This window comes from Streptomyces sp. NPDC048637 (assembly GCF_040650675.1).
In the GTDB taxonomy this organism is placed as follows: Bacteria; Actinomycetota; Actinomycetes; order Streptomycetales; family Streptomycetaceae; genus Streptomyces.
On record NZ_JBEZHQ010000026.1, the window covers coordinates 1 to 26,154 of the forward strand.

26 protein-coding genes are annotated in these 26,154 nt (G+C 70.4%); 15 read left to right on the plus strand and 11 right to left on the minus strand.

Going from position 1 to position 26,154, the window contains the following annotated elements:
- Positions 1-162: 162 nt before the first annotated feature.
- Genes pgl through tkt form a run of 5 tightly spaced genes read right to left on the minus strand, consistent with a single transcriptional unit; the run spans position 163 to position 6,761 of the window.
- Positions 163-945: a 6-phosphogluconolactonase gene (gene pgl / locus AB0C46_RS27430; RefSeq protein WP_362831004.1), complete on the minus strand. Its 783-nt coding sequence runs from the start codon at positions 943-945 to the stop codon at positions 163-165.
- The gene (gene opcA / locus AB0C46_RS27435; RefSeq protein WP_362831005.1) at positions 942-1,970 is read right to left on the minus strand and encodes a glucose-6-phosphate dehydrogenase assembly protein OpcA; all 1,029 of its coding nucleotides are present in this window, start codon (positions 1,968-1,970) and stop codon (positions 942-944) included. Before opcA ends, pgl begins: the two co-directional genes overlap by 4 nt.
- Complete coding sequence (gene zwf, locus AB0C46_RS27440; RefSeq protein ID WP_362831006.1) at positions 1,967-3,499, minus strand: glucose-6-phosphate dehydrogenase; 1,533 nt, start codon at positions 3,497-3,499, stop codon at positions 1,967-1,969. Before zwf ends, opcA begins: the two co-directional genes overlap by 4 nt.
- A gap of 6 nt (positions 3,500-3,505) precedes the next feature.
- Positions 3,506-4,624, minus strand: coding sequence for a transaldolase (gene tal, locus AB0C46_RS27445; RefSeq protein WP_362831007.1), 1,119 nt, complete (start codon positions 4,622-4,624; stop codon positions 3,506-3,508).
- Between the two features lie 34 nt (positions 4,625-4,658).
- Positions 4,659-6,761 carry a transketolase gene (gene tkt, locus AB0C46_RS27450; protein ID WP_362831008.1) on the minus strand — a complete coding sequence of 701 codons (2,103 nt, stop codon included), beginning with the start codon at positions 6,759-6,761 and terminating at the stop codon, positions 4,659-4,661.
- A gap of 457 nt (positions 6,762-7,218) precedes the next feature.
- Between tkt and AB0C46_RS27455 the strand changes: the two genes are divergently transcribed.
- The 3 genes from AB0C46_RS27455 to AB0C46_RS27465 all read left to right on the plus strand — a co-directional run bounded on the left by AB0C46_RS27455 (position 7,219) and on the right by AB0C46_RS27465 (position 9,812).
- A complete protein-coding gene (locus AB0C46_RS27455; RefSeq protein WP_362831009.1) occupies positions 7,219-8,202 on the plus strand; it encodes a heme o synthase in 984 nt (327 codons plus the stop codon).
- 46 nt (positions 8,203-8,248) lie between these two features.
- Positions 8,249-8,629, plus strand: a complete 381-nt coding sequence (locus AB0C46_RS27460) for a hypothetical protein (RefSeq protein ID WP_362831010.1) — start codon at positions 8,249-8,251, stop codon at positions 8,627-8,629.
- 136 nt (positions 8,630-8,765) lie between these two features.
- Positions 8,766-9,812, plus strand: a complete 1,047-nt coding sequence (locus tag AB0C46_RS27465; RefSeq protein WP_362831011.1) for an amidohydrolase — start codon at positions 8,766-8,768, stop codon at positions 9,810-9,812.
- On the opposite strand, the gene AB0C46_RS27470 is transcribed toward AB0C46_RS27465, so the two are convergent.
- The 3 genes from AB0C46_RS27470 to AB0C46_RS27480 all read right to left on the minus strand — a co-directional run bounded on the left by AB0C46_RS27470 (position 9,785) and on the right by AB0C46_RS27480 (position 12,738).
- Positions 9,785-10,789 (minus strand): COX15/CtaA family protein, encoded by a 1,005-nt coding sequence (locus AB0C46_RS27470; protein WP_362831012.1) that lies wholly within the window; start codon positions 10,787-10,789, stop codon positions 9,785-9,787. The two genes, AB0C46_RS27465 and AB0C46_RS27470, sit on opposite strands and share 28 nt — an antisense overlap.
- Before the next feature lie 88 nt (positions 10,790-10,877).
- Positions 10,878-11,684 carry an ABC transporter permease gene (locus AB0C46_RS27475; protein ID WP_362831013.1) on the minus strand — a complete coding sequence of 269 codons (807 nt, stop codon included), beginning with the start codon at positions 11,682-11,684 and terminating at the stop codon, positions 10,878-10,880.
- A 91-nt stretch (positions 11,685-11,775) separates the two neighbouring features.
- Entirely contained in the window at positions 11,776-12,738 is a 963-nt protein-coding gene (locus tag AB0C46_RS27480) for an ABC transporter ATP-binding protein (protein ID WP_362831014.1), read from the minus strand.
- A 277-nt stretch (positions 12,739-13,015) separates the two neighbouring features.
- Between AB0C46_RS27480 and AB0C46_RS27485 the strand changes: the two genes are divergently transcribed.
- The 12 genes from AB0C46_RS27485 (at position 13,016) to AB0C46_RS27540 (ending at position 22,936) form a co-directional block, all read left to right on the plus strand.
- Positions 13,016-13,873: an ArsR family transcriptional regulator gene (locus tag AB0C46_RS27485; protein WP_362831016.1), complete on the plus strand. Its 858-nt coding sequence runs from the start codon at positions 13,016-13,018 to the stop codon at positions 13,871-13,873.
- The gene (sufB, locus tag AB0C46_RS27490; RefSeq protein WP_260638218.1) at positions 13,870-15,291 is read left to right on the plus strand and encodes a Fe-S cluster assembly protein SufB; all 1,422 of its coding nucleotides are present in this window, start codon (positions 13,870-13,872) and stop codon (positions 15,289-15,291) included. Before AB0C46_RS27485 ends, sufB begins: the two co-directional genes overlap by 4 nt.
- 87 nt (positions 15,292-15,378) lie before the next feature.
- On the plus strand, positions 15,379-16,563 hold the full coding sequence (gene sufD, locus AB0C46_RS27495) for a Fe-S cluster assembly protein SufD (protein WP_362831017.1): 1,185 nt from the start codon (positions 15,379-15,381) through the stop codon (positions 16,561-16,563).
- On the plus strand, positions 16,560-16,877 hold the full coding sequence (locus AB0C46_RS27500) for a non-heme iron oxygenase ferredoxin subunit (protein ID WP_018091858.1): 318 nt from the start codon (positions 16,560-16,562) through the stop codon (positions 16,875-16,877). The genes sufD and AB0C46_RS27500 overlap by 4 nt, the downstream gene beginning before the upstream one ends.
- Before the next feature lie 7 nt (positions 16,878-16,884).
- Entirely contained in the window at positions 16,885-17,649 is a 765-nt protein-coding gene (sufC, locus tag AB0C46_RS27505; protein ID WP_362831018.1) for a Fe-S cluster assembly ATPase SufC, read from the plus strand.
- Positions 17,646-18,902: a cysteine desulfurase gene (locus AB0C46_RS27510; RefSeq protein ID WP_362831019.1), complete on the plus strand. Its 1,257-nt coding sequence runs from the start codon at positions 17,646-17,648 to the stop codon at positions 18,900-18,902. Before sufC ends, AB0C46_RS27510 begins: the two co-directional genes overlap by 4 nt.
- Before the next feature lie 55 nt (positions 18,903-18,957).
- A complete protein-coding gene (sufU, locus tag AB0C46_RS27515) occupies positions 18,958-19,416 on the plus strand; it encodes a Fe-S cluster assembly sulfur transfer protein SufU (RefSeq protein ID WP_362831020.1) in 459 nt (152 codons plus the stop codon).
- On the plus strand, positions 19,413-19,748 hold the full coding sequence (locus tag AB0C46_RS27520) for a metal-sulfur cluster assembly factor (protein ID WP_362831021.1): 336 nt from the start codon (positions 19,413-19,415) through the stop codon (positions 19,746-19,748). The genes sufU and AB0C46_RS27520 overlap by 4 nt, the downstream gene beginning before the upstream one ends.
- Positions 19,749-19,915: 167 nt before the next feature.
- Positions 19,916-20,236, plus strand: a complete 321-nt coding sequence (locus AB0C46_RS27525; protein WP_362831023.1) for a multidrug efflux SMR transporter — start codon at positions 19,916-19,918, stop codon at positions 20,234-20,236.
- Complete coding sequence (locus AB0C46_RS27530; RefSeq protein WP_362831024.1) at positions 20,236-20,775, plus strand: TetR family transcriptional regulator; 540 nt, start codon at positions 20,236-20,238, stop codon at positions 20,773-20,775. The genes AB0C46_RS27525 and AB0C46_RS27530 overlap by 1 nt, the downstream gene beginning before the upstream one ends.
- 125 nt (positions 20,776-20,900) lie before the next feature.
- Positions 20,901-21,899, plus strand: a complete 999-nt coding sequence (gene dapD / locus AB0C46_RS27535) for a 2,3,4,5-tetrahydropyridine-2,6-dicarboxylate N-succinyltransferase (protein WP_362831025.1) — start codon at positions 20,901-20,903, stop codon at positions 21,897-21,899.
- A 98-nt stretch (positions 21,900-21,997) separates the two neighbouring features.
- Positions 21,998-22,936: an EI24 domain-containing protein gene (locus tag AB0C46_RS27540; RefSeq protein ID WP_362831026.1), complete on the plus strand. Its 939-nt coding sequence runs from the start codon at positions 21,998-22,000 to the stop codon at positions 22,934-22,936.
- On the opposite strand, the gene dapA is transcribed toward AB0C46_RS27540, so the two are convergent.
- The 3 genes from dapA to AB0C46_RS27555 form a co-directional block, all read right to left on the minus strand.
- Positions 22,848-23,804 carry a 4-hydroxy-tetrahydrodipicolinate synthase gene (dapA, locus tag AB0C46_RS27545; protein WP_362831028.1) on the minus strand — a complete coding sequence of 319 codons (957 nt, stop codon included), beginning with the start codon at positions 23,802-23,804 and terminating at the stop codon, positions 22,848-22,850. The two genes, AB0C46_RS27540 and dapA, sit on opposite strands and share 89 nt — an antisense overlap.
- 145 nt (positions 23,805-23,949) lie before the next feature.
- Entirely contained in the window at positions 23,950-24,099 is a 150-nt protein-coding gene (locus AB0C46_RS27550; RefSeq protein WP_018091848.1) for a hypothetical protein, read from the minus strand.
- Between the two features lie 125 nt (positions 24,100-24,224).
- Complete coding sequence (locus tag AB0C46_RS27555) at positions 24,225-26,063, minus strand: endonuclease/exonuclease/phosphatase family protein (protein WP_362831029.1); 1,839 nt, start codon at positions 26,061-26,063, stop codon at positions 24,225-24,227.
- Positions 26,064-26,154: the final 91 nt, after the last annotated feature.

Here is a 26,154-nt window from a genome sequence, read left to right on the forward strand (position 1 = left end):
CACCCGAACCTCCCACCTGGCAGCACTTCGCCCCGCCGAGCAACAAGCTCGGCGGGGCGAAACAACCCGGACCCCGGATTAACCAACGGCATCCCCTCAAGGAAGGGCGCGGGGCCTACGGCCGTGCGCTGGTGACGTGCTCGGTCCGGAGCCGGTGGGGGCTCAGGCCGAAGCCGGCGGGTAGAGGCCGCGCGGCAGCTGGGATGCCGCCGCCTCGTCCAGCAGCCACAGGGTCCGGCTGCGGCCCCGTGCGCCGGCCGCAGGGGCCTGGACCTCACCGGCGCCGGAGAGGGCGATGGCCGCGGCATTGGCCTTGTCCTCGCCGGCCGCCAGCAGCCAGACCTCCCGCGCCGCACGAATCGCGGGCAGGGTCAGCGAGACCCGGGTGGGCGGCGGCTTCGGCGCGCCGTGCACCCCGACCACCGTCCGCTCCTCCTCGTAGACGGCGGGCAGCTCCGGAAAGAGCGAGGCGACATGGGTGTCCGGGCCGACGCCCAGCAGCAGGACGTCGAAGGACGGCACCGGGCCGTGGTCCTCGGGGCCCGCGGCGGCGGCGAGTTCGGCCGCGTACGCCTCGGCGGCGGCGTCGGCGTCATTGCCGTACGGGCCGTCCGACGGGGGCATGGGGTGTACCCGGGCCGGGTTCAGCGGAACGCTGTCCAGCAGCACCTCCCGGGCCTGGGTGTGGTTGCGCTCCGGATCGCCGTCCGGTGCGAACCGCTCGTCGCCCCACCACAGATCGAGCCGGGACCAGTCCACCGCGTCCCGGGCGGGCGCCTCGGCAAGGGCCGCGAGCAGCCCATTGCCGTTGCGCCCGCCGGTCAGGACCACGGAGGCCGAGCCACGGGCGGCCTGGGCGTCCACGATCTTCGTGATCAGCCGGGCCGCCGCGGCCTTGGCCATCAGCTCCTTGTCGCGGTGGACGACCACCTGCGGAGCACTCACTTGGCGGCCGCCTTCTTCGCGGCCTTCTTCGCCGCGGGCTTGGCAGGTGCGCTCTCGGCCGCCGCATTCTCCTCGGCGGCCGGCTGCTCGCCGTTGCCGTCATCGAGCCGGTCCACGCCGTACTTCAGCGCACTGGCGTAGATCTCGTCCGGGTCGAGCCGGCGCAGCTCCTCGGCGAGCAGCTCGGAGGTGTCCCGCCGCTTGAGCGCCACCGCACGGTCGGGCTGGCCGTGCATCGAGAGCGTGGCCAGCGAACCGTCCGGGCGGTCCAGCACGATCGCACCGCTGCTGCTGGACTCCATCCGCACGGCCGTCAGACCGGGGCCGCTGGACACCCTGCGGGTGACCGGGACGTTCAGCCTGTCGGCCAGCCACATGGCGAGCAGCTCGCAGCTGGGGTTGAACTCCTCGCCCGTCACCTCGGCGGAGGTGACCGTGCACGGAGCCTGGTCGAGCGCCGCCGCCAGCATCGAGCGCCACGGCGTGATCCGGGTCCAGGAGAGATCCGTGTCGCCCGGCGTGTACGTCTCCGCGCGGGTGGACAGCTCATGGATGGGCTGCTCGGCGGCGTAGGCATCGGTGACCCGGCGCTGCGCGAGCGCGCCGAGCGGATCCTGGGCGGGGGCCGCCGGGGCGTTCACCGCCCACCAGACCACGACCGGGGCGTCCGGCAGTAGCAGCGGCAGCACCACGGACTGGGCGTGGTCGATGACATCGCCGTACAGCCGCAATATGACCGTCTCGCCGGTTCCGGCGTCCGTGCCGACCCGTACCTCGGCATCGAGGCGGGCCTTGGCGCGGTCGCGCGGCGAGCGGCTGACCCGCTTGATGACCACGAGGGTGCGCGAGGGGTGCTCACGGGACGCGTCGTTGGCCGCCTTCAGCGCGTCATAGGCGTTCTCCTCATCGGTGACGATGACGAGGGTGAGCACCATGCCGATGGCAGGGGTGCCGACGGCGCGACGGCCCTGGACCAACGCCTTGTTGATCTTGCTGGACGTGGTTTCCGTCAGATCGATCTTCATGGGCGACGCCAGCTCCGTCCGTCTCGTGCGAGCATTTCGTCCGCCTCGGTGGGGCCCCAGGTGCCCGCCGGGTACTGCGCGGGCTTGCCGTGCTTGTCCCAGTACTCCTCGATCGGGTCGAGGATCCGCCAGGACTGCTCCACCTCCTCCACACGCGGGAAGAGGTTGGCGTCGCCGAGCAGCACATCGAGGAGCAGCCGTTCGTAGGCCTCGGGGCTGGACTCCGTGAAGGACTCGCCGTAGGCGAAGTCCATCGACACATCCCGCACCTCCATCGAGGTGCCCGGCACCTTGGAGCCGAACCTCACGGTCACGCCCTCGTCCGGCTGCACCCGGATGACCAGGGCGTTCTGCCCCAGCTCCTCGGTGGCGGTGTGGTCGAAGGGGGAGTGCGGAGCGCGCTGGAAGACCACCGCGATCTCGGTGACCCGGCGGCCCAGGCGCTTGCCGGTCCGCAGGTAGAAGGGGACACCCGCCCAGCGGCGGTTGTCGATCGACAGCTTGATCGCGGCATAGGTGTCGGTCTTCGACTTGGGGTCGATGCCGTCTTCCTGGAGGTAGCCGACGGCCTTTGCGCCGCCCTGCCAGCCCGCCGCGTACTGCGCGCGGACGGTCTCCTTGCCGAGGTCCTTGGGCAGCCGGACCGCGCCCAGCACCTTGGTCTTCTCCGCGACCAGCGCGTCCGCCTCGAAGGAGGCGGGCTCCTCCATCGCGGTCAGTGCGAGCAGCTGGAGGAGGTGGTTCTGGATGACGTCACGGGCGGCGCCGATGCCGTCGTAGTAGCCGGCCCGGCCGCCGATGCCGATGTCCTCGGCCATCGTGATCTGGACATGGTCGACATAGCTGCGGTTCCACAGCGGCTCGAACATCGTGTTGGCGAACCGCAGCGCCAGGATGTTCTGGACCGTCTCCTTGCCCAGGTAGTGATCGATCCGGAAGACCTCGTGCGGCGGGAAGACCTCGTGGACGATCCGGTTGAGCTCCTGCGCGCTCTCCAGGTTGTGCCCGAAGGGCTTCTCGATGACCGCGCGGCGCCAGGAGTCCTCCTTCTGCTCGGCCAGCCCGTGCTTCTTCAGCTGCTGGACGACCTTGGGGAAGAACTTCGGCGGCACGGACAGGTAGAAGGCGAAGTTGCCGCCGGTCCCCTGCGCCTTGTCGAGCTCGTTTATCGTCTCCTTGAGCGTCTCGAAGGCCTCGTCGTCGTCGAAGTTGCCCTGGACGAAGCGGCAGCCCTGGACCAGTTGCTGCCAGACCTCCTCGCGGAACGGCGTACGGGAGTGCTCCTTGACCGCCGCGTACACCTCCTGCGCGAAGTCCTCGTGCTCCCACTCGCGGCGGGCGAACCCGACGAGTGAGAAGCCCGGTGGGAGCAGCCCCCGGTTGGCGAGGTCGTAGACCGCGGGCATCAGCTTTTTACGGGACAAATCGCCCGTGACGCCAAAGATGACCAGGCCCGACGGCCCCGCGATACGCGGGAGCCGTCGGTCCAGGGCGTCACGGAGCGGGTTGGCTCCGTGTGAGTCAGTCAAGGGAGATCAGCCCTCCGAGGGAGCGAGGCGCTTGAGCTCCGCCTCCGTGGACTTGAGCAGGTCGTTCCAGGACGCCTCGAACTTCTCCACGCCCTCGTCCTCCAGGAGCTGCACGACCTCGTCGTACGAGATCCCGAGCTTGGCGATCGCGTCCAGGTCGGCCCTGGCCTGCGCGTACCCGCCGCGCACGGTGTCACCGGTGATGTCACCGTGGTCGGCGGTGGACTCCAGAGTGGCCTCCGGCATGGTGTTGACCGTGCCCGGGGCGACCAGCTCGTCCACGTACAGGGTGTCCTTGTACGCGGGGTCCTTGACGCCGGTCGAGGCCCACAGCGGACGCTGCTTGTTGGCGCCGACCTTGTCGAGGGCGGCCCAGCGCTCCGAGGAGAAGACCTCCTCGTACGCCTCGTAGGCGAGCCGGGCGTTCGCCAGCGCGGCCTTGCCCTTGAGGGCCTTGGCCTCGTCGGTGCCGGTCTTCTCCAGGCGCTTGTCGATCTCGGAGTCCACACGGGACACGAAGAACGAGGCCACCGAACGGATCAGGGACAGGTCCAGGCCCGCGGCCTTGGCCTTCTCCAGGCCCGCCAGGTAGGCGTCCATGACCTCGCGGTAGCGCTCCAGCGAGAAGATCAGCGTGACGTTGACGCTGATGCCCAGGCCGATGACCTCGGTGATCGCCGGCAGACCCGCCTTGGTGGCCGGGATCTTGATCAGCGTGTTCGGGCGGTCCACCAGCCACGCCAGCTGCTTGGCCTCGGCGATGGTCGGGGTGGTGCGGTGTGCCAGGCGCGGGTCGACCTCGATGGAGACCCGGCCGTCCTGGCCGCCGGTGGCGTCGAAGACCGGCCGCAGGATGTCGGCGGCGTCCCGGACGTCCGCCGTCGTGATCATGCGGATGGCTTCCTCGACGGTGACCTTACGGGCGGCGAGGTCGGCGACCTGCTGGTCGTAGCCGTGGCCGTCCGAGATGGCCTTCTGGAAAATCGACGGGTTGGTCGTGACGCCGACGACATGCTGCTGGTCGATCAGCTCGGCGAGGTTGCCGGACGTGATGCGCTGGCGCGACAGGTCGTCCAGCCAGATCGCGACGCCTTCGTCGGAGAGGCGCTTGAGTGCGTCTGTCATGGGTTCTGCATCTCCTACTTGTCGTGGACGGGCGTCAGCGCGCGGCGGCTTCGAGGGATTCCCGGGCGGCGGCCGCGACCGCGTCGGCGGTGAAGCCGAACTCGCGGAAGAGGACCTTGCCGTCGGCCGAGGCACCGAAGTGCTCCAGGGAGACGATGCGCCCGGCGTCACCGACGAAACGGTGCCAGGTCAGACCGATGCCGGCTTCGACGGCGACCCGGGCCCGGACGGACGGGGGCAGCACACTGTCGCGGTAGGCCTGGTCCTGCTGGTCGAACCACTCGACCGACGGCATCGACACCACGCGGGTGGGAATGCCCTCGGCCTGCAGCTGCTCGCGCGCTCCGACGGCGAGCTGCACCTCGGAACCGGTACCGATCAGCACGACCTGCGGCTCGGCGGCCTGCCCCTCGGGGCCGGTGGCGTCGAAGAGGACGTAACCACCCTTGGCGGTGTCCTCGTTGGCGGGGTACGTCGGCACGCCCTGACGGGTCAGCGCGAGGCCGTGCGGGGCCCCCACGCCGTACTCCTTCGTGTAGCGCCGGAGGATCTCGCGCCAGGCGATCGCGGTCTCGTTGGCATCGGCCGGGCGCACGATGTTGAGGCCCGGAATGGCGCGCAGCGAGGCGAGGTGCTCGATGGGCTGGTGGGTCGGGCCGTCCTCGCCCAGACCGATGGAGTCGTGCGTCCACACGTACGTCACCGGCAGGTGCATCAGCGCGGACAGCCGGACGGCGTTGCGCATGTAGTCGGAGAACACCAGGAAGGTGCCGCCGTAGATGCGGGTGTTGCCGTGCAGCGCGATGCCGTTCATCTCCGCGGCCATGGAGTGCTCACGGATGCCGAAGTGGATCGTGCGGCCGTAGGGGTTGGCGCCCGGCAGCGGGTTGCCCTCGGGCAGGAACGACGAGGTCTTGTCGATCGTGGTGTTGTTCGAGCCCGCCAGGTCGGCGGAGCCGCCCCACAGCTCGGGGATGACCCCGCCGAGCGCGTGCAGCACCTTGCCGGACGCGGCGCGGGTGGCCACGGACTTGCCGGTCTCGAACGACGGGAGGTGTTCCTCCCAGCCCGCGGGCAGCTCGCCCGCCGCGATCCGGTCGAACTCCGCGGCACGCTCCGGGTTGGCGGCGCGCCAGTCGGCGAAGGACTTCTCCCACTCCTTCTTGGCGTCGCGGCCGCGGTCGAGGGCGGCGCGGCTGTGCGCGAGCACCTCGTCGGCGACGTCGAAGGACTTCTCCGGGTCGAAGCCCAGGACGCGCTTGGTGGCCGCGACCTCCTCGTCACCCAGCGCCGAGCCGTGCGCGGCCTCGGTGTTCTGGGCGTTCGGGGCGGGCCAGGCGATGATCGAGCGCATCGCGATGAACGACGGGCGCTCGGTCTCGGCCTTGGCGGCCTCGATGGCCCTGGCCAGACCGGCCGGGTCCAGGTCGCCGCTGGGGAGCTGCGCGACACGCTGGACGTGCCAGCCGTAGGCCTCGTAGCGCTTGAGGGTGTCCTCGGAGACCGCGGTCTCGGTGTCACCCTCGATGGAGATGTGGTTGTCGTCCCACAGCAGGATGAGGTTGCCGAGCTTCTGGTGGCCCGCCAGGGAGGACGCCTCGGCGGAGATGCCCTCCTGGAGGCAGCCGTCACCGGCGATGCAGTAGATGGTGTGGTCGAAGGGCGAGGTGCCCTGAGCCGCATCGGGGTCGAACAGGCCGCGCTCGTAGCGCGACGCCATCGCCATGCCGACCGCGTTGGCGACACCCTGGCCCAGCGGGCCGGTGGTGGTCTCCACGCCGGTGGTGTGGCCGTACTCGGGGTGGCCCGGGGTCTTCGAGCCCCAGGTGCGGAACGCCTCCAGGTCGCCCAGCTCCAGGCCGTAACCGGCGAGGTAGAGCTGGATGTAGAGGGTCAGGCTGGAGTGGCCCGCGGAGAGGACGAACCGGTCGCGGCCGGTCCAGTTCGCGTCCGCCGGGTCGTGCCGCATCAGCTTCTGGAAGAGAAGGTAGGCGGCCGGTGCCAGGCTCATGGCCGTACCCGGATGGCCGTTACCGACCTTCTGCACGGAATCCATGGCCAGGACACGGACGGTGTCCACTGCCCGCTGATCCAGTTCGGTCCACTCGAGATCTGTGGTGGTCGGCTTGGTGCTCACCCTGAGTCAGGGCTCCTCTCCACATGTCGAATGCCGCGGACGGTATGTCCGCCAGGCGGTGTCGAGCCTACCCCCGCCAGTGCGTGCGTCTTTTCGACGCTCAGTCGGTGTTTTCGGCGCTCAGTCGGTGCGGTGCTGTCGCGGCGGCCCGTCGCTCCGGGCAACCACATCAGGACTTCTGGCATTCCGGTCCCAGATGTGCGGGCCCTACGACCAGACTGCCGGGCGGCGGTCCGGTTCGCCTCCTGAACGCCGGGCGGACACCCGGGTGAAGGTGTGGCCGCCGCACCGCTGCCCGGCGCCAACACGACCCCACCCCCGCGAAGATCGCCGTATGGCCAACGTCTAAAGTGGCGTGGTACGCGCAAGCCCTACACCGCGTCTTCACCGCCGGATGGGCTTGCATGCCTTTTCTCCTCTGCGGCAGAGGCCGCTGACGTTACTTCCAGGGGTGTGCGTGACGGCCGTCGAATCCCGTCCTGCGGGTGGGGGCACCGCCCACGCCGTCAAGGCTGTGGGGGAGCTTGCTCAGGTCCCCAGGAATCCCGGTGAGCGGCCGTTCGGGGCCCGCGTCAAAGGGTTCGTGGCGCTGACGAAGCCACGGGTCATCGAGCTGCTGCTGATGACCACCGTGCCGGTGATGTTCCTGGCGGCCAAGGGAGTGCCCGATCTGTGGCTGGTCCTGGCGACCTGCATCGGCGGCTACCTCTCCGCTGGCGGCGCCGCGGCCTTCAACATGTACCTCGACCGCGACATCGACGCGCTGATGGACCGCACGTCCCAGCGTCCGCTGATCACCGGCATCGTGAGCCCCCGTGAATGCCTGGTCTTCGCGACCGCCCTCGCGGTCGGCTCCACCGCCTGGTTCTGGTACCTCGTCAACCCGCTGTCGGCGATGCTGTCGCTCGGTGCGCTGCTTTTCTATGTCGTCGTTTACACGATGATTCTCAAGCGGCGCACTTCGCAGAACATCGTGTGGGGCGGTATCGCGGGCTGCATGCCGGTCTTCATCGGCTGGTCGTCGGTGACGAACTCCGTCTCCTGGGCCTCGTTCATTCTCTTCCTGGTCATCTTCTTCTGGACGCCGCCGCATTACTGGCCGCTGTCGATGAAGGTCAAGGACGACTACGAGCGGGTCGGTGTGCCGATGCTGCCGGCCGTCGCGGGCAACAAGGTGGTCGCCCGGCAGATCGTCGCCTACAGCTGGGTGATGGTGGCGGTCTCGCTGCTGCTGCAGCCGCTGGGCTACACCGGCTGGTTCTACACCGCGGTCGCGCTCGTCTGCGGAGCCTTCTGGCTCAAGGAGGCGCACGGTCTCCAGGCCCGCGCGAAGGCCGGCGTCACGGGCGCCAAGCTCAAGGAGATGCGGCTGTTCCACTGGTCCATCACCTATGTGTCGCTGCTGTTCGTCGCCGTCGCCGTGGACCCCTTCCTTCGCTGAGAGGTGTGGGGGATCACCCTCACCATTGGCCATACTCGCGGGTAGCATGCTGGGTATGGCAGACACCCAGCAGGCGGAAGAGCAGGTGGAGACGGCAGCCGGCACGGCGGCCGACAAGCGGGCCGGCCGGCGCACGGCCAAGCTCGCCAAGCAGATCCGCGCCTTTGCCGACACCCACGGCGGCAGCGCCGAGGGCCAGCTCGCGCACATCGGCCGCGGCCGCATCCGGATCGCCCTCGTCGGGGCCAACGGTGAGTGGGGGAACCTCGTCGCGGACTCCTCCGACTCCGCCAAGGACGCGGCCACCGCGGCCGGCATCACCCTCCAGGACGACTTCGACGGCGACCTCGCCGCCAGGGTCCGCACCGGACGCTACGAGTGGTCCCGGATGGCAGGCATCCAGGTCGGCGGCCCGGCCAACACCTGACGGGCGGTACCCGGGCGCCGTGCGCCGGAGCGTACGCCGGAAGCGGAGCCCGCTACCTCACCACCGCCTCGTCCGTTAAGCCCACCGGGCGCGGCGCTTCGGCCGCGCCCGGCGGGCTCGCGGCGAGGAGATGCGGATGGACGGACTTCCACCGCTCATCGACCAGTACAGCGTCGGCGCGGTGCACGACGAGCTCGGCCTCGGCTCCTTCGAGACCCACCTCGCCGCCGCGGCCGGCGCACACGGCCCGGCCCCCGCCGGCACCAGCTACTTCGACAGCTTCACCGGCCTCGCGATACGCCGCTGGTGCCCCCCGCTGCTCGGCCTGGAACCGCACTGCCCGCCCGCCCGCTACCTGGCCCGCAGACGCGAGGTCGGTGCCTACCGGGCCGGACGCATGCTGCTGCGCGGCTCCGGAATCGGCACGTTCCTGCTGGAGGCCGGGGCCCCCAGCAATCTGACCTCGGCCACCGAACTCGCCACCGCCGCCGCGGCCCGCGCCCATGAGGTCGTACGGCTCGAACCGCTCGCCGAGCAGGTCGCCGACACCTCCGGCAGCGTCGATTCCTTCATCGGCTACACCGCCGAGGCCCTCTACGCCGCGGCCCAGCACGCCACCGCCTTCGCCTCCGGCGCCACCTCCTGCGAGGGGCACGCCCCGGAGGCCGGTGAGGTGCGGCGGGCCGCGGACCGCTGGCTGCGCGGCCGCCGGCCAGGGGAGCGGCTCGGGGAGCCCGTGCTCGTACGGCATCTGCTGTGGAGCGCGGTGGCGACCGGTCTGCCGGTGCAGCTGCACTGCCCCGATCCGCAGCCGCTGGCGGCCTTTCTGCGCGCCACCACCGGCATCGGCTCGGATCTCGTCCTGCTGCCGGAGGCGCCGCACCACCGGCGGGCGGCGCAGCTCGCCGCGGTGCACGCCCATGTGTACGCGGACGCCGGGCCCCGCCCCGAGGAGACGCTCGGTCAGGCACCGTTCGGCAAGCTGCTGTTCTCCTCGGGCGCCCGGGGGCTGCCCGAGCTCTATGTGACCGGTGCCCGGTGCTTCCTGCGCGCCATGGCGCGCCTCGTACGGGAGTGGACCGACGAGGGCCTGTGCGGGCCGGAGGACGGGCGGCGGATCACCGAGACGATCGGGTTCGGAACCGCGCGCCGGGTCTACCGGCTGAGCGCGGAGGCCGCCTGAGGCTCCGGTGCCTCCTGCTCACCGGAGGGGGCGGGCCTGCCGGGGTCCTTCTCCTGGAGCGGACCGCGGTCGCGCAACGACAGCGAGACCCGCAGCACACAGATCCACACCAGGGCGGAGCCCAGCATGTGGAGCCCGATGACGATTTCGGGCAGACCCGTGAAGTACTGGACGTAGCCGATGACGCCCTGCGCGGCGATACCGGCGAACAGCTCCAGGAGCATCCGGCGCGGGGCGGCCGGCGCCTTGACGGCGCGCAGCGTGAACCACAGGGCGACGGACAGGCCGACGACGATGTAGACGAAGTCGACGTGGAGCTGGGTGATCTCCTGCCAGTCCAGCGGGATGCGGTGGACCTTCTTGGCGTCGCCCGCGTGCGGGCCCGTGCCCGTGACGACCGTGCCGATGACGGTGAGCGCGCCGGTCGCGGCGACCAGCAGCCAGGCCAGCTGCCGCGCCGGTCGGGCGACCAGGTCACGCGGCTCCTCGTCGCCCTCACTCGCCCGCTTCCAGCTCAGCACGGCGACCGTGAGCAGCGCCGTGGCCGCGAGGAAGTGCGAGCTGACGATGTACGGGTTCAGGCCGGTCAGGACCGTGACGCCGCCGATGACGGCGTTGCTCGTGACGAGCCAGAACTGCGCCCAGCCGAGCCGGGTGAGCGAGCGGCGCCGGGGGGCGCGGGCGCGGGCGGCGATGATGAACAGCCCGACGACCGCGCACAGCACATACGTCAGCATGCGGTTGCCGAACTCGATGAGGCCGTTGATGCCCATCGCGGCCGTCGGCGTCAGGCTGTCCGGGGTGCACTTGGGCCAGGTCGAGCAGCCCAGCCCGGACTGGGAGAGCCGGACCGCGCCGCCCGTGACGACGATGATCACGGCCATGACGACAGTCGCCAGCGCGGCCCGTCGCACAAAGGCCGCGGACGGCTGCCAGCGGCGGGCGATCAGCTCAAGGGGATTCAGCGTGTTCGGCACGGGAGCCATCGTAGGCGGCCCCTTGTGCAAACTTTCACGAGGGGTGCGTCCGCGGCGGAATCACCCGTTGGAGCCGTACCGCGGCCGTCTACTCCCAGCGGAAGAACCGCGCCGCGGCCCCCAGCCCCAGCACCGCCCACACCGCGAGGACGCCGAGGTCCGGCCAGGGGATGCCGGCGCCGTGCTGGAGCACCTCGCGCAGCCCGTCGGACAGTGCCGTGATCGGCAGCAGCCCGAGCACGCTCTGGGCGGCCTCCGGGAACTTGTCCAGCGGGACGATCACGCCGCCGCCGACCAGCAGCAGCAGGAACACCAGGTTGGCCGCCGCGAGGGTGGCCTCCGCCTTGAGCGTGCCGGCCATCAGCAGGCCCAGGCCCGAGAAGGCAGCGGTGCCCAGGAGGAGCAGCAGCGCCACCGTGAGCGGAGTGCCGTGCGGGGACCAGCCCAGCGCGAGCGCGACCGCGGTCAGCAGCGCGATCTGCAGGACCTCGGTGACCAGCACCGCACAGGTCTTGGCGGTCATCAGCCCCCAGCGCGGCAGCGGCGAGACGGCGAGCCGCTTGAGCACGCCGTAGCGCCGCTCGAAGCCGGTCGCGATGGCCTGGCCGGTGAAGGCGGTCGACAGCACCGCGAGCGCCAGGACGCCGGGCGCCAGGAAGTCGACGGACCTGCCCGCGCCGCCGGCCGTGTCGGTGGGCACCGCGATGATGTCGACGGCGGAGAACAGCACCAGCAGCAGCGTCGGGATGATCACGGTCAGCAGCAGCTGCTCCCCGTTGCGCAGCAGCATCCTGGTCTCCAGGGCCGCCTGCGCGCGGATCATCCGGGGCAGCGGAGCCGCCCCGGGCCGCGGGCTGAAGGTGCCGGTGGCGCCGCCGGCCTCGGTGGTGGTCATGCGCGCAGCTCCTTACCCGTGAGCTCCAGGCCGTGCTGTCCCGGGGGACAACCCCCGGACCCCCGGCCGGCGATCGCGTGGCCCTGCCGTGTCATGCGCGCAGCTCCTTACCCGTGAGCTCCAGGAAGACGTCCTCCAGGGTGTGGCGTTCGACGGCTATCGCGTCGGGCATCACGCCGTTCTGGGCGCACCAGGAGGCGACGGTGGCCAGCAGCTGCGGGTTGACCTTGCCGTGGACGCGGTAGACGCCGGAGGCGGGCTCCGCTGCGGCGCTGTCCGCGGGCAGCGCCTTGAGGAGCGAGGCGAGGTCGAGTCCGGGGCGGCCGGTGAAGCGCAGGCTGTTCTCCGCGCCGTCGCGGCACAGCTCGTCCGGGCTGCCCTGGGCGATCACCCGGCCGCCGTCGATGATCGCGACATCGTCGGCGAGCTGCTCGGCCTCGTCCATGAAGTGTGTGGTCAGTACGGTGCTGACGCCGTCGGCGCGCAGTTCCCGTACGAGGTCCCAGGTGGCGTGCCGGGCCTGCGGGTCGAGTCCGGCCGTCGGCTCGTCCAGGAAGACCAGCTCGGGGCGGCCGACCACGGCCATCGCCAGCGCCAGCCGTTGTTGCTGGCCGCCGGACAGCCGCCGGTAGGGGGTCCGGCCGCAGCTGCCGAGGCCGAGCCGGTCGATGAGCGTGCCGACGTCGAGGGGGTGGGCGTGCAGGGTGGCGGTGTGCCGCAGCATTTCCTCCGCCCTGGCGCCCGCGTAGACGCCGCCGGACTGCAGCATCACGCCGATCCGCGGCCGCAGTGCCGCGGCGTCGGCGACCGGGTCCAGCCCCAGGACCCGCACCCGGCCGGCGTCCGGGCGGCGGTAGCCCTCGCAGGTCTCGACGGTGGTGGTCTTGCCGGCGCCGTTCGGGCCGAGCACGGCGGTCACCGCGCCGCGGGCGACGGTCAGGTCGAGCCCGTCCACGGCGGTCCTGGTCCCGTAGCGCTTGACCAGGCCGGTGATCTCGACGGCAGGCTCTCGGCCGGGAGGCCGGGGGTCGCCCCCCGGGGAGGTGCTGGGCATGCCGGGCAGTCTACGGAGAGTGGCAGGCCGGCCTTCAATGGGGGCGTGGGCCCTCATCGGCGCCCGTTCCCCGATCTGGCGGTGCGTGATCGCACGGATTTCCACGGCCCGTGAGCCGTGGTGCGCCGCTGCGGGCGCGGGCGGGCCTTCGCAGGTCGGCGGTGCTTCCGCCGCTCCGGCAGGTACTTGATTTAGGTAACCCTAAGTGATAGAGGCCACCCATCCGTGATCCGGACGAGGCTTGTATCGCTTTGACGAATTACGCAACAATGGCGTTGTGAAATACGCGAGCGAGGATCAGGAAGGGCCCGCGGTCGAGCAGACCGAAGGGCCGGCCGCCTCCGCGCCCGAGCAGACCGAGCGGCGCGGGCCCGCCCCGCACGCCGCGGCGCCGCACGATGAACAGCAGGGCACCCGCAACAGGGTCGCCCGCTCCATCCTCGACCACGGTCCATCCACCGCGGCCGAGCTCGCCCTTCGCCTGGAGCTGACCCAGGCCGCCGTCCGACGGCATCTGGACGCGCTGGCCGCGGAGGGCGTCGTCGAGCCCCGTGAGAAGCGTGTCTACGGCAACCGCGGCCGCGGCCGCCCCGCCAAGGCCTTCGCCCTCACCGACTGCGGACGGGACGCCTTCGACCAGGCCTACGACCAGCTCGCCACCGACGCGCTGCGCTGGATCGCGCAGAGCGCGGGCGGCGGCGAGAAGGGCGAGGCGGCCGTCGCCGCGTTCGCCCGCGCGCGGCTCGCCGCGCAGGCCGAGGGCTACCGCGAGGCGGTCGAGGCCGCCGAGCCGGCGGCCCGCACCGAGGCCCTTGCGAAGGCGTTGACCGCGGACGGGTACGCTGCTACGGCGCGCAGCGCCCCCAATCCCCAGCTCGGTGAACAGCTCTGCCAGCACCACTGCCCGGTCGCCCATGTCGCCGAGCAGTACCCGCAGCTGTGCGAGGCGGAGACCGAGGTCTTCTCCCGATTGCTGGGGACCCATGTACAGCGTCTTGCCACCATCGCCCACGGCGACGGGGTGTGCACGACCTTCGTCCCGAAGGCCGGTGCCGGCAAGGCCGCTCACAGCACCGCACGCACCACCAAGACCACCACAGCATCTGCAAGCACGGCCGGGAGGAACCCCGCATGACGCTCCCCACGGAGACTGCTCACCCTGAGCTCGAGGGCCTGGGCAAGTACGAATACGGCTGGGCCGACTCCGACGTGGCCGGCGCCTCCGCCAAGCGCGGCCTCTCCGAGGCCGTCGTCCGCGACATCTCGGCGAAGAAGAACGAGCCGGAGTGGATGCTCAAGCTCCGCCTCAAGGGTCTGAAGCTGTTCGACAAGAAGCCCATGCCGAACTGGGGCTCGGACCTGTCGGGTATCGACTTCGACAACATCAAGTACTTCGTCCGCTCCACCGAGCAGCAGGCCGCCTCCTGGGAGGACCTGCCCGAGGACATCAAGAACACCTACGACAAGCTCGGCATCCCCGAGGCGGAGAAGCAGCGCCTGGTCGCCGGTGTCGCCGCGCAGTACGAGTCCGAGGTCGTCTACCACCAGATCCGTGAGGACCTGGAGGAGCAGGGCGTCCTGTTCCTGGACACCGACACCGCGCTCAAGGAGCACCCGGAGCTCTTCCAGGAGTACTTCGGCACGGTCATCCCGGTCGGCGACAACAAGTTCGCGTCGCTGAACACCGCGGTGTGGTCCGGCGGCTCGTTCATCTACGTGCCCAAGGGTGTCCACGTCGACATCCCGCTCCAGGCCTACTTCCGGATCAACACCGAGAACATGGGCCAGTTCGAGCGGACGCTGATCATCGTCGACGAGGACGCCTACGTCCACTACGTCGAGGGCTGCACGGCGCCGATCTACAAGTCGGACTCGCTGCACTCCGCGGTGGTCGAGATCATCGTGAAGAAGGGCGGCCGCTGCCGCTACACGACCATCCAGAACTGGTCGAACAACGTCTACAACCTGGTCACCAAGCGCGCCGTCGCCTACGAGGGCGCGACCATGGAGTGGGTCGACGGCAACCTCGGCTCCAAGGTGACCATGAAGTACCCGGCGGTCTACCTCATGGGCGAGCACGCCAAGGGCGAGACCCTGTCCATCGCCTTCGCGGGCGAGGGCCAGCACCAGGACGCCGGCTCCAAGATGGTCCACATGGCGCCGAACACCTCCTCCAACATCGTCTCCAAGTCGGTGGCGCGAGGCGGCGGCCGGACCTCCTACCGCGGTCTGGTCGAGATCGGCGAGGGCGCCGCGGGCTCCAAGTCCAACGTGCTGTGTGACGCCCTGCTGGTGGACACCATCTCCCGCTCGGACACCTACCCCTACGTCGACGTCCGCGAGGACGACGTGTCGATGGGCCACGAGGCGACCGTCTCCAAGGTCAGCGAGGACCAGCTCTTCTACCTGATGGCCCGCGGCCTGACGGAGTTCGAGGCCATGGCGATGATCGTGCGCGGCTTCGTCGAGCCGATCGCCCGTGAGCTGCCGATGGAGTACGCGCTGGAGCTCAACCGGCTGATCGAGCTGCAGATGGAAGGTTCGGTCGGCTGACGGCCACGGCACACTCAACGATCGACGCGGCGGCCGCCCTGCGGGCAGGCCGAGGATCGCAACCAGAAAGCGAGCACTACGACAGCCATGGCTGAGGCTCAGAACATCCCGGCGGGTTCCACGACCACCGGCTCCATCGCGGTGGCCGCGGAGTCCACCGTCGCCACCCGGATGAGCGCCCCGCCGTCCTACGACGTGGCGGACTTCCCGGTGCCGCACGGCCGCGAGGAGGAGTGGCGCTTCACGCCCCTCGCGCGTCTGAAGGGCCTGCACGACGGCAGTGCCGAGGCCGGCGGTCCGGACCTGAAGATCGACATCACCGCTCCCGAGGGCGTCACCCACGAGCTGGTCGACCGCACCGACCCGCGGGTCGGCAAGGCCGGCAAGCCCGTGGACCGGGTCGCCGCGCAGGCGTACAGCTCCTTCGAGAAGGCCTCGGTGGTCTCGGTTCCCAAGGAGACCGTGCTCCCCGAGCCCATCCGGATCACCGTGCACGGTGAGGGCGGTACCGCCTTCGGCCACCAGGTCATCGAGCTCGGCGCGTTCGCCGAGGCGGTCGTCGTCATCGACCACACCGGTGACGCGGTGCTCGCCGCCAACGTCGACTACCTCCTCGGTGACGGCGCCAAGCTGACCGTCGTCTCCGTCCAGGACTGGGACGACCAGGCCGTGCACGTCGGGCAGCACAACGCCCTCGTCGGCCGGGACGCGAGCTTCAAGTCCGTGGTCGTCACCTTCGGCGGCGACCTCGTCCGGCTGCACCCGCGCATCACGTACGCGGGACCCGGCGGCGAGGCCGAGCTCTACGGTCTGTACTTCACCGAAGAGGGCCAGCACCAGGAGCACCGCCTCATGGTCGACCACGAGGCGCCCAACTGCCGCTCCCACGTCACGTACAAGGGCGCGCTCCAGGGCCAGGACGCACACGCGGTCTGGATCGGCGATGTCCTCATCCAGGCGTCGGCCACCGGCACGGACACCTACGAGCTCAACCGCAACCTCGTCCTCACCGACGGTGCGCGGGTCGACTCGGTCCCCAACCTTGAGATCGAGACCGGCGAGATCGTCGGCGCCGGCCACGCCTCGGCGACCGGCCGCTTCGACGACGAGCAGCTGTTCTACCTGATGGCCCGCGGTATCCCGGCCGACGAGGCCCGCCGGCTGGTCGTCCGCGGCTTCTTCGCCGAGCTGGTCCAGCAGATCGGTCTCCCGGACGTCGAAGAGCGTCTGATGAGCAAGATCGAGGCCGAGCTGGAAGCGTCCGCGGCATGACGTACGTACGCGCAGCGGCGCTCAGCGAGCTGGAGGAGGACACCCCCAAGCGGGTGGAACTCGACGGCACGCCCGTCTCTCTGGTCCGCACCGAGGGCGAGGTGTTCGCGATCAACGACATCTGCTCGCACGCGAACGTCTCGCTATCGGAAGGCGAGGTCGAGGACTGCTCGATCGAGTGCTGGCTGCACGGGTCGAGCTTCGACCTGCGCACCGGCAAGCCGAACGGCCTTCCCGCGACGCGCCCCGTCCCCGTATACCCCGTAAAGATCGAAGGGGACGACGTGCTCGTCTCCGTCACCCAGGAGTCCTGAGTTCCCCATGGCAACGCTTGAGATCCACGACCTGCACGTCTCCGTCGAGGCCGAGAACGGCCCGCGCGAGATCCTGAAGGGCGTCGACCTGACCGTGAAGCAGGGCGAGACGCACGCCATCATGGGCCCCAACGGCTCCGGCAAGTCGACCCTCGCCTACTCCCTTGCGGGTCACCCCAAGTACACGATCACCGGCGGCACCGTCACCCTCGACGGCGAGGACGTCCTGGAGATGTCCGTCGACGAGCGCGCACGCGCCGGCGTCTTCCTCGCCATGCAGTACCCGGTCGAGGTGCCCGGCGTCTCGGTCTCCAACTTCCTGCGGACGTCCGCGACCGCGATCCGCGGCGAGGCCCCCAAGCTGCGGCTGTGGGTCAAGGAGGTCAAGGAGGCCATGGAGCGCCTCCAGATGGACCCCGCCTTCGCCGAGCGCAACGTCAACGAGGGCTTCTCCGGCGGTGAGAAGAAGCGCCACGAGATCCTCCAGCTGGAGCTGCTCAAGCCGGCCATCGCGATCCTCGACGAGACCGACTCCGGTCTGGACGTCGACGCGCTGCGCACCGTCTCCGAGGGCGTGAACCGGGTCCGCGAGACCGGTGAGGTCGGCACCCTGCTGATCACCCACTACACGCGCATCCTGCGCTACATCAAGCCCGACCAGGTCCACGTCTTCGCCAACGGCCGGATCGCCGAGTCCGGCGGTGCCGAGCTCGCCGACAAGCTGGAGGCCGAGGGCTACGAGGAGTACACGAAGGGTGGCGCAACCGCGTGACACAGCTGCCGGGCCTCCTCGACACAGAGGCGATCCGTAAGGACTTCCCCATCCTGGACCGCGTGATCCATGACGGGAAGAAGGTCGTGTACCTGGACAACGCGGCGACCTCCCAGAAGCCGCGTCAGGTCCTCGACGCCCTGAACGCCTACTACGAACGCCACAACGCCAACGTCCACCGCGGCGTGCATGTGCTCGCCGAGGAGGCCACGGCGCTGTACGAAGGCGCCCGTGACAAGGTGGCCGCCTTCATCAACGCCCCGAGCCGCGACGAGGTGATCTTCACCAAGAACGCCTCCGAGTCGCTCAACCTCGTGGCCAACATGCTCGGTTGGGCCGATGAGCCCTACCGCGTGGACCGCGAGACCGAGATCGTCATCACGGAGATGGAGCACCACTCCAACATCGTTCCGTGGCAGCTGCTCTCGCAGCGCACCGGCGCGAAGCTGAAGTGGTTCGGTATCACCGACGACGGCCGCCTCGACCTGTCCAACATCGACGAGATCATCACGGAGCAGACGAAGATCGTCTCCTTCACGCTGGTCTCCAACATCATGGGCACCATCAACCCGGTCGAGGCGATCATCCGCCGCGCCCAGGAGGTCGGCGCGCTGGTCTGCATCGACGCCTCGCAGGCCGCCCCGCACATGGTGCTGGACGTGCAGGCGCTGCAGGCCGACTTCGTGGCCTTCACCGGCCACAAGATGTGCGGCCCGACCGGCATCGGTGTCCTCTGGGGCCGCCAGGAGCTGCTGGAGGACCTCCCGCCGTTCCTCGGTGGCGGCGAGATGATCGAGACCGTCTCGATGCACTCCTCGACCTATGCGCCCGCCCCGCACAAGTTCGAGGCCGGTACGCCCCCGATCGCCCAGGCCGTCGGCCTCGGCGCGGCCGTGGACTACCTCACCTCGATCGGCATGGACAACATCGCCGCGCATGAGCACGCGATCACCGAGTACGCCGTCAAGCGGCTGCTGGAGGTCCCCGACCTGCGCATCATCGGCCCGAGCACGGCCGAGGACCGCGGGGCGACGCTCTCCTTCACGCTCGGTGACATCCATCCCCACGATGTCGGCCAGGTGCTGGACGAGCAGGGCATCGCGGTCCGGGTGGGTCACCACTGCGCACGGCCGGTCTGCCTGCGCTACGGAATTCCCGCGACCACGCGAGCGTCGTTCTATCTGTACTCCACGCCCGCCGAGGTCGACGCCTTGGTCGAGGGCCTGGAGCACGTCCGCAACTTCTTCGGTTAGATAAATGCAGCCGGTTGACCAAGCACAGCGGATGAGGACGAGGACTGACTGAGCCGTGAAGCTGGATTCCATGTACCAGGACGTCATCCTGGACCACTACAAGCACCCCCATGGGCGCGGTCTTCGGGACGGCGACGCAGAGGTGCACCATGTCAACCCCACGTGCGGTGACGAGATCACGCTGCGCGTGCGGCTCGACGGCGCGACGATTGAGGATGTGTCCTACGAGGGCCAGGGCTGCTCCATCAGCCAGGCCAGCGCGTCGGTGCTCAATGAGCTCCTGGTGGGCAAGCAGCTCGGTGACGCGCAGAAGATCCAGGAGACGTTCCTGGAGCTGATGCAGTCCAAGGGCCAGATGGAGCCGGATGACGCGATGGAGGAGATCCTGGAGGACGCAGTGGCGTTCGCCGGTGTCTCCAAGTACCCGGCGCGTGTGAAGTGCGCGCTGCTCAGTTGGATGGCCTGGAAGGACGCCACGGCCAAGGCCCTCTCCGAGGAGGCGAAAACCGCATGACCGACACTCCGACCACCACGAAGCCTGCCTCCGAGGAGGAGGTCCGCGAGGCGCTGTACGACGTCGTGGACCCCGAGCTGGGCATCGATGTCGTCAATCTGGGGCTGATCTACGGCGTCCACATCGACGACGCCAATATCGCCACCATCGACATGACGCTGACCTCCGCGGCCTGCCCGCTGACCGACGTCATCGAGGACCAGGCGAAGTCCGCCACGGACGGCCTCGTCAAGGAACTGAAGATCAACTGGGTCTGGATGCCCCCGTGGGGCCCGGACAAGATCACCGATGACGGCCGCGAGCAGCTCCGCGCGCTGGGCTTCAACGTCTGAGACGTCGGCGCCCGAAAGACCGAGCCGATACGGCCGTGCCCCCGGAAAATCCGGCGGGCACGGCCGTTTCGCCGTTCCGGGCAGGCGCCGGGCCCGGCAGGCCGTGCGGAAGCGGGGCCGAAAATCGCTGTGTACGCCCGTACGCAACGCTATGTACGCTCGTACGCATGGTCTATCTGACGCTCGCCGGCGCGATCCTCTCCGAGATCCTCGCCACCACGGCGATGAAGTACAGCGACGGCTTCAGCAAACTGTGGCCGTCGCTGGGGACCGCTTTCGGCTATCTGCTCGCCTTCGTGCTGCTCGCCCAGACGCTCAAGTCGATGAGCGTCGGCACCGCGTACGCCATCTGGTCCGGCGCCGGCACGGCCGTGATCGCGGCGATCGGGATAGCGTTCCTGGGGGAGAGCGCCAGCGCGCTGAAGATCCTCGGGGTGCTGCTGGTGATCGCCGGTGTCGTGGTGCTCAATCTGGACGGGGCGCACTGATGGCCCGGCGCTACGACCCGGACCGCCGGCAGCGGATCATCGACGCGGCGATCGCGGTGGTCGGCGAGCGCGGGATCGCCGGGCTCAGCCACCGCTCGGTGGCCGCCGCCGCGGATGTGCCGCTCGGCTCGACGACGTACCACTTCGCCTCCCTGGACGAGCTGCTGATCGCCGCGCTGCGGCAGGTCAACGGCGTGTGCCTGGCCGAGTTCGCGCGCTGGGCCGACGGGATCGATCCGGCGGTGCCGCTCGCCGAGGAGGTCGCCCGGCTCATCGAGGACACCCTGGCGGGGGACCGCTCGCGGATGGAGCTGGAGTACGAGCTCTATCTGACGGCGCTGCGGCACGAGGCGGTGCGGCCGATCGCCGCGGAGTGTCTGGAGGAGATGGTGCGGCTGCTCGGACGGCGGATCGGCGATGTCCGGACCGCGCGGGCCGTGGTGGCGTTCACCGACGGGCTGGTGCTGCAGCATCTGCTGACCGGGCAGCCCTTCGACCCCACGACGGTACGGGCCGGGCTGGCCGGCGTGCTGGGCTGAGCCGCTCCCCCCGGTGGCACGCGGTCCGGTGCCGTCCGCATGAACGGGGTGGTGCGACCCCACGGCCCGGCCCGGCCGCTGAGACCGGTTCGCCTCGACGGGCGCCCTCCGGTTAGGTTTCGAACATGACCGAAGCTGCTACCTCCCGTACGACCGGCGCCGTCGCCGCCGGGCTCGCCACCGTCACCTCCGACGGCACCGTTCTCGACACCTGGTTCCCGGCGCCCGAGCTGGCCGCCGCGACGGCCGGCCTCGGCCCCGCCGGCACCGAGCGTCTCGACGACGCGCGCGCCACCGAACTGCTGGGCGCCGCCGTGCTCAAGGCGATCGGCCCCGACCCGGTCCGCGAGGTCGAGGTCGTCGCCGTCCGGACGGTCATCGCCTCCCTCGACGACAAGCCGCTGGACGCCCATGACGCGTACCTGCGCCTCCACCTGCTCAGCCACCGGCTGGTCAAGCCGCACGGGCAGAACCTGGAAGGCCTCTTCGGCCTGCTGGCCAACGTCGCCTGGACCTCGCTGGGCCCGGTGGCCGTCGACCAGGTGGAGACGGTGCGGCTGAACGCCCGCGCCGAGGGGCTCCATCTGATGGTCACCGGCATCGACAAGTTCCCGCGGATGACGGACTATGTCGCGCCCGCCGGGGTGCGGATCGCGGATGCCGACCGGGTGCGCCTGGGCGCGCACCTCGCGGCCGGCACCACCGTCATGCACGAGGGCTTCGTCAACTTCAACGCCGGGACGCTGGGCACCTCCATGGTCGAGGGCCGGATCAGCGCGGGCGTCGTCGTCGGCGACGGCTCCGACATCGGCGGTGGCGCCTCGACCATGGGCACCCTGTCCGGCGGCGGCAAGCAGATCATCTCGATCGGTGAGCGCTGCCTGCTCGGCGCCGAGTCGGGTATCGGTATCGCGCTGGGCGACGAGTGTGTCGTCGAGGCCGGCCTGTACATCACCGCGGGCACCCGGGTCACGCTGCCCGATGGCCAGATCGTCAAGGCCCTGGAGCTCTCCGGCGCGGACAACATCCTCTTCCGCCGCAACTCCACCACCGGCACCGTCGAGGCCCGTCCGAACAAGGCGGACTGGGGCGGCCTCAACGAGGTGCTGCACAGCCACAACTGAGCGGACACGGTCGCACCACGGCCCGGCGGGTTTCCCGCCGGGCCGTTGATGTGGCCACCCCGGTCCCCGGCCCGGCCGGACGCCGATAGGCTTGCGCCATGCGTGATCTTGTAGCGGGGATGCGGTATCTGGGTAAGGGGCAGCGCTGGGTCGCCCAGCACGGCCGGTGGTGGGGATTCGGGCTGATTCCGGCGCTGATCGCCCTGGTGCTGTACGTCGGGGTGCTCATCGCGCTCGCCATCTGGTCCGGCGACATCGCGGCCTGGGCGACGCCGTTCGCCGACGGCTGGGGCTCGCCCTGGCAGGGGCTGCTGCGCGGGGTGTTCGTGGCGCTGCTGTTCGCCGGCGGACTGATGCTGTCGGTGCTGACGTTCACCGCGGCCACCCTGCTGATCGGCGACCCCTTCTACGAGTCGCTCTCGGAGAAGGTCGAGGAGTCCGAGGGAAACTGCCCGCCGTCCCCGGACCGGCCGCTGTGGCAGGAGATCTGGATCGCGCTGCGGGACAGCGTCCATGTGCTGCTGCGGGCCGCCGGCTTCGGGATCCTGCTGTTCGTCCTCGGGTTCGTGCCGTTCATCGGGCAGACCGTGATCCCCGCCATCGGCTTCTGTGTCTCCGGCTTCTTCCTCGCCGTCGAGCTGACCTCGGTGGCCATGCAGCGCCGGGACATTCCGGTGCGTGAGCGGCTCCGGCTGCTGCGCGGCCGCAAGGGTCTCGCGGTCGGCTTCGGCACCCCCATCGTGCTGCTGTTCCTGATCCCGTTCATCGCGGTGGTGCTGATGCCGGGCGCGGTCGCCGGTGCGACGCTGCTCGTCCGGGACCTGGTGCCGGACGCGGAGGAACCGCCGGCGCGGGACGAGCAGGCGGCCGGGCAGGACGGGGCCGCGGCTCCGTACGGGCAGCCGGGTGGGGCGGGCGGCTTCGGGCCGCCGCCCGCACCCTTCCCGCCTAACCAGGGATCGCCGCAGGCACCGCCGTACCCGCATCAGCAGTCCGGTCCAGGGTCGTCTGCAGCGCGTCCGCCAGCCGGCTGGTGAGCGCGGCGTCCGCCGCCAGCAGCGGGCCGCGGACCGGCCCCGCGGGCAGCCCGAGATGGTTGAGCAGCGCCTTCGCGGTGACCGTGCCGGGGTTCTCCCCGCCGGTCACCGCCTCGATGAGCGGGACCAGGGCGAGCTGACGGCGGGCCGCTCCGGCCGTGTCGCCGGCGTCATAGGCGTCCAGTACGGCGCGCACCGTCCGTGGCGCGGCGTTGGCGGCGGTGCTGACGCAGCCGGCGCCGCCGAGGGCCCGTAGCGGCAGGATCTGCTCGTCGCAGCCCGCGTAGTAGGCCAGGTCCGTCGCGGCCAGCACCTTCGCGGACTTCAGCAGGTCGTAGGCGCAGTCCTTGACCGCCGCGATCCGCGGATGAGCGGCCAGCCGCAGCAAGGTCCCGGCCGTCAGCGCGGTGCCGGTGCGGCCCGGGATGTCGTAGAGCATCACCGGCAGTCCGGTGGCGTCCGCGACCGTCCGCAGGTGGTGGCTGACGGCCTCCTGGGCGGGCCGCGAGTAGTACGGCGTGACCACCAGCAGGCCGTGTGCGCCCGCCCGTTCGGCGGCGCGGGCCAGGGTGACGGTGTGCCGGGTGTCGCTGGTGCCGACCCCGGCGGTGATCCACGCCCGGTCGCCGACGGCCTCCACCACGGCCCGCAGCAGGGTCTCCTTCTCGGCGTCCGAGGTGGTCGGGGACTCCCCGGTGGTGCCGCTCAGCACCAGTGCGTCGCAGCCGCCGTCGTCGACGAGGTGGGTGGCGAGCCGCTGCGCGCCGTCCGTGTCCAGCCCGCCGTCGGCGGTGAACGGGGTGATCATGGCGGCCGCGAAACGCCCGAAGGACGGTGCGGGGGCGCGGGGGGTGGTCATGGAGGTCATGCCAGGAGTCTGAGGGCGCCTCATATTTCACGTCCACTTAGTTGTACTGGGTGATTTGTTAAGCAGTGCTACGCCAGAAGGCCCGGCAACGTGAAGCGGCCGCCGCACCCTTCGGTGCGACGGCCGCCCGGGCATCACAGGCCCATCACGCGCCAGTCAGGCCATTCCGCGAACGCTTCAGGTCCTGGGTCCGCTCGGCGGCGGACTCCTCCGACGACTTCGGCTTCCGCTGGTCGGTGCGGCGCTCGGCGGCACGGTCCTTGTTGCCCGACTTACGGTTCTGGGACTTCGGCATGATGACTCCCTATGTCTCGCCGAATGGTTCTTACCTGCCCAGTACCGCACCCCCTGCGGCAGTTGGCCCCCGGACGTGGGCCGGTCGGGTGACGAGGGAGTCACACGGGGTGAGGTGCCGCGGTGCTACGGCCGGATCCGCAGGACCTGCGGATCGTGGTCGCTGGCCTGGTCGGCGTACTCGGCGTTGAGGTGCACGATGTCGTAGTCGGCCCGGGTCAGCGGGCGGCTGGTGAGCATGTGGTCCAGCACCTGCGAGTTGCCGTTGAAGACATAGCCGTAGCGTTCGGCCCGCGGCAGCCGGTTGACCTGGTCGGTGAGCACACCACCGGCGGTGAGCTTCTTCAGGGCCGGCGAGAACGCGTAGTCGTTGAGGTCGCCGGCCACCACCACCGCGGCCTTCGGGTCCTTGGCCAGCAGCTCCTTGACGAACTGGTTGACCAGTCCGGCCTGTGCGGTGCGCTGGGTCTCCGAGCTCCGGGCCGGTGGCTGGAACCGGCTGTCCAGGCCCTGGTCGCCGCCCTTGGAGTTGAAGTGGTTGGCGATCACGAACACCCGGCTCCCCGGGCGGCTCTTGAGCGAGAACTGGCCGACAAGGGGCTTGCGGCTGGTCTTCCATGCCGGATCGGCCGGCGCGATCCGGCCCGGGGACGCGGACAGTGTGGCCTTGCCGTGGTCGGCGACCACCTTCACCGGGGTGGTGGCGTCGCCGCCCTTGATGTCCGTGAACGCGGCCCGCTCGGGGTTGAACAGGAACGCCACCCGGATGTTGCCGCCGGGCTGGCCGCCGTCCTGGCCGTTTGCCGGGTCGATCTGCCGCCACTCGTACGCCGGGCCGCCGGCCGCCTTGATGGCGTCGGTGAGCTTCTTGAGGGTGGCCCCGGCGGTGACCACGCCGTTGTCGGTGGCGCCGTTGTCGTCCTGGACCTCCTCCAGCGCGACCACGTCGGGGGCGGCGAGGTGCTCCACCAGCCCCTTCGCCAGCCGGTCGAACTTGGCCTGCGGGGTGCTGGGGGAGAGGTTCTCGACGTTGTAGGTGGCCACCGCCAGCTCGTCGGACTTCTGCTTGCGGGTGGTCTCCGGCGCCGGGCCGTGGTCGGTCAGCTTGCCCAGCTCGGTGGCCTGCAGCGTGTAGCCGCCGAAGCTGTCGTAGTCCAGCGGTCCGGCGGTGGAGCCGGTCAGCTCGTCGCCGACGTCGGCCACCGGGAACGGCTGCTGCGCGAAGGGGATCAGCGACGCCACCTTGACCCGGCCGCCGTTGGGGTCCGCGTACGAGCCGTAGAGCGTGCCGCCGCGGGCCGTGCGGTGGCGCTTCGGCTCGGCGGTCACCCACAGCTCGTGATGGGTGCTGGTCGCCCCGACGACCGGGGCGTTCGACACCTTGACGCGCATGCCCTCCAGCGACTCGTAGCGGTCCAGGGCGTACGAGGCGGGGCGCAGCTTCAGGGACTCGATGCTCTTGCCGTCCGCGTCGGGGGCGTAACGGTTCGGCACCGAGGCCGGGTTGAGCGTGAAGGCGGCCGGCAGCGGGGCGTCGGCGGAACCGGCCTGCCAGGTCGCGCCGGTGATCTGGGTGACCGACTGCAGCCCGGCGTCCTTGCCGCCGGGGTAGTACTCGCTGACCGTGCCGGAGAGGGTGATCGCGTCGCCGACCGCGACCTTCGGCGTCTCCTTGCCGGTGAAGACGAAGACCGCCTCGCTGGTGGCCGGGTTGTGGTCCGGGTGCGGGTCCTGCACCCAGAAGCCGCGCGCCGAGCCGAACGAGCGGATCGCGGTGACCGTACCGGGCACCTCGCTGACCTGCTGTCCGGCCAGCGGGGATATTCGGGTGCTGCCCTGGATGTCATGGATCCGGGCGCCGGCCGCGGAGGCGGACTGCGCGGCGGTCAGCAGTCCGCCGGCCAGGGCGGCGCAGACCACCGCGCTGACGGCGGCCGGTCTGCGGAGCGAGCGACGGGACGGCATACATGCCTCCGAGGGTAGGGGGGTGGCTGGGGCACCGTGGATACGGAGCGGGACCGACGCACGCTACGCGCGTCGATCTGCGTCAATCTCG

Excerpts from the sequence above, each read along its gene's own strand:
- opcA (WP_362831005.1), bottom strand. The coding sequence starts at position 1,970 with ATGAAGATCGATCTGACGGAAACCACGTCCAGCAAGATCAACAAGGCG.
- tal (WP_362831007.1), bottom strand. The coding sequence starts at position 4,624 with ATGACAGACGCACTCAAGCGCCTCTCCGACGAAGGCGTCGCGATCTGG.
- AB0C46_RS27460 (WP_362831010.1), top strand. The coding sequence starts at position 8,249 with ATGCTGGGTATGGCAGACACCCAGCAGGCGGAAGAGCAGGTGGAGACG.
- AB0C46_RS27465 (WP_362831011.1), top strand. The coding sequence starts at position 8,766 with ATGGACGGACTTCCACCGCTCATCGACCAGTACAGCGTCGGCGCGGTG.
- AB0C46_RS27475 (WP_362831013.1), bottom strand. The coding sequence starts at position 11,684 with ATGACCACCACCGAGGCCGGCGGCGCCACCGGCACCTTCAGCCCGCGG.
- AB0C46_RS27480 (WP_362831014.1), bottom strand. The coding sequence starts at position 12,738 with ATGCCCAGCACCTCCCCGGGGGGCGACCCCCGGCCTCCCGGCCGAGAG.
- sufB (WP_260638218.1), top strand. The coding sequence starts at position 13,870 with ATGACGCTCCCCACGGAGACTGCTCACCCTGAGCTCGAGGGCCTGGGC.
- sufD (WP_362831017.1), top strand. The coding sequence starts at position 15,379 with ATGGCTGAGGCTCAGAACATCCCGGCGGGTTCCACGACCACCGGCTCC.
- AB0C46_RS27500 (WP_018091858.1), top strand. The coding sequence starts at position 16,560 with ATGACGTACGTACGCGCAGCGGCGCTCAGCGAGCTGGAGGAGGACACC.
- sufC (WP_362831018.1), top strand. The coding sequence starts at position 16,885 with ATGGCAACGCTTGAGATCCACGACCTGCACGTCTCCGTCGAGGCCGAG.
- AB0C46_RS27520 (WP_362831021.1), top strand. The coding sequence starts at position 19,413 with ATGACCGACACTCCGACCACCACGAAGCCTGCCTCCGAGGAGGAGGTC.
- AB0C46_RS27525 (WP_362831023.1), top strand. The coding sequence starts at position 19,916 with ATGGTCTATCTGACGCTCGCCGGCGCGATCCTCTCCGAGATCCTCGCC.
- AB0C46_RS27530 (WP_362831024.1), top strand. The coding sequence starts at position 20,236 with ATGGCCCGGCGCTACGACCCGGACCGCCGGCAGCGGATCATCGACGCG.
- dapD (WP_362831025.1), top strand. The coding sequence starts at position 20,901 with ATGACCGAAGCTGCTACCTCCCGTACGACCGGCGCCGTCGCCGCCGGG.
- AB0C46_RS27540 (WP_362831026.1), top strand. The coding sequence starts at position 21,998 with ATGCGTGATCTTGTAGCGGGGATGCGGTATCTGGGTAAGGGGCAGCGC.
- dapA (WP_362831028.1), bottom strand. The coding sequence starts at position 23,804 with ATGACCTCCATGACCACCCCCCGCGCCCCCGCACCGTCCTTCGGGCGT.
- AB0C46_RS27550 (WP_018091848.1), bottom strand. The coding sequence starts at position 24,099 with ATGCCGAAGTCCCAGAACCGTAAGTCGGGCAACAAGGACCGTGCCGCC.
- AB0C46_RS27555 (WP_362831029.1), bottom strand. The coding sequence starts at position 26,063 with ATGCCGTCCCGTCGCTCGCTCCGCAGACCGGCCGCCGTCAGCGCGGTG.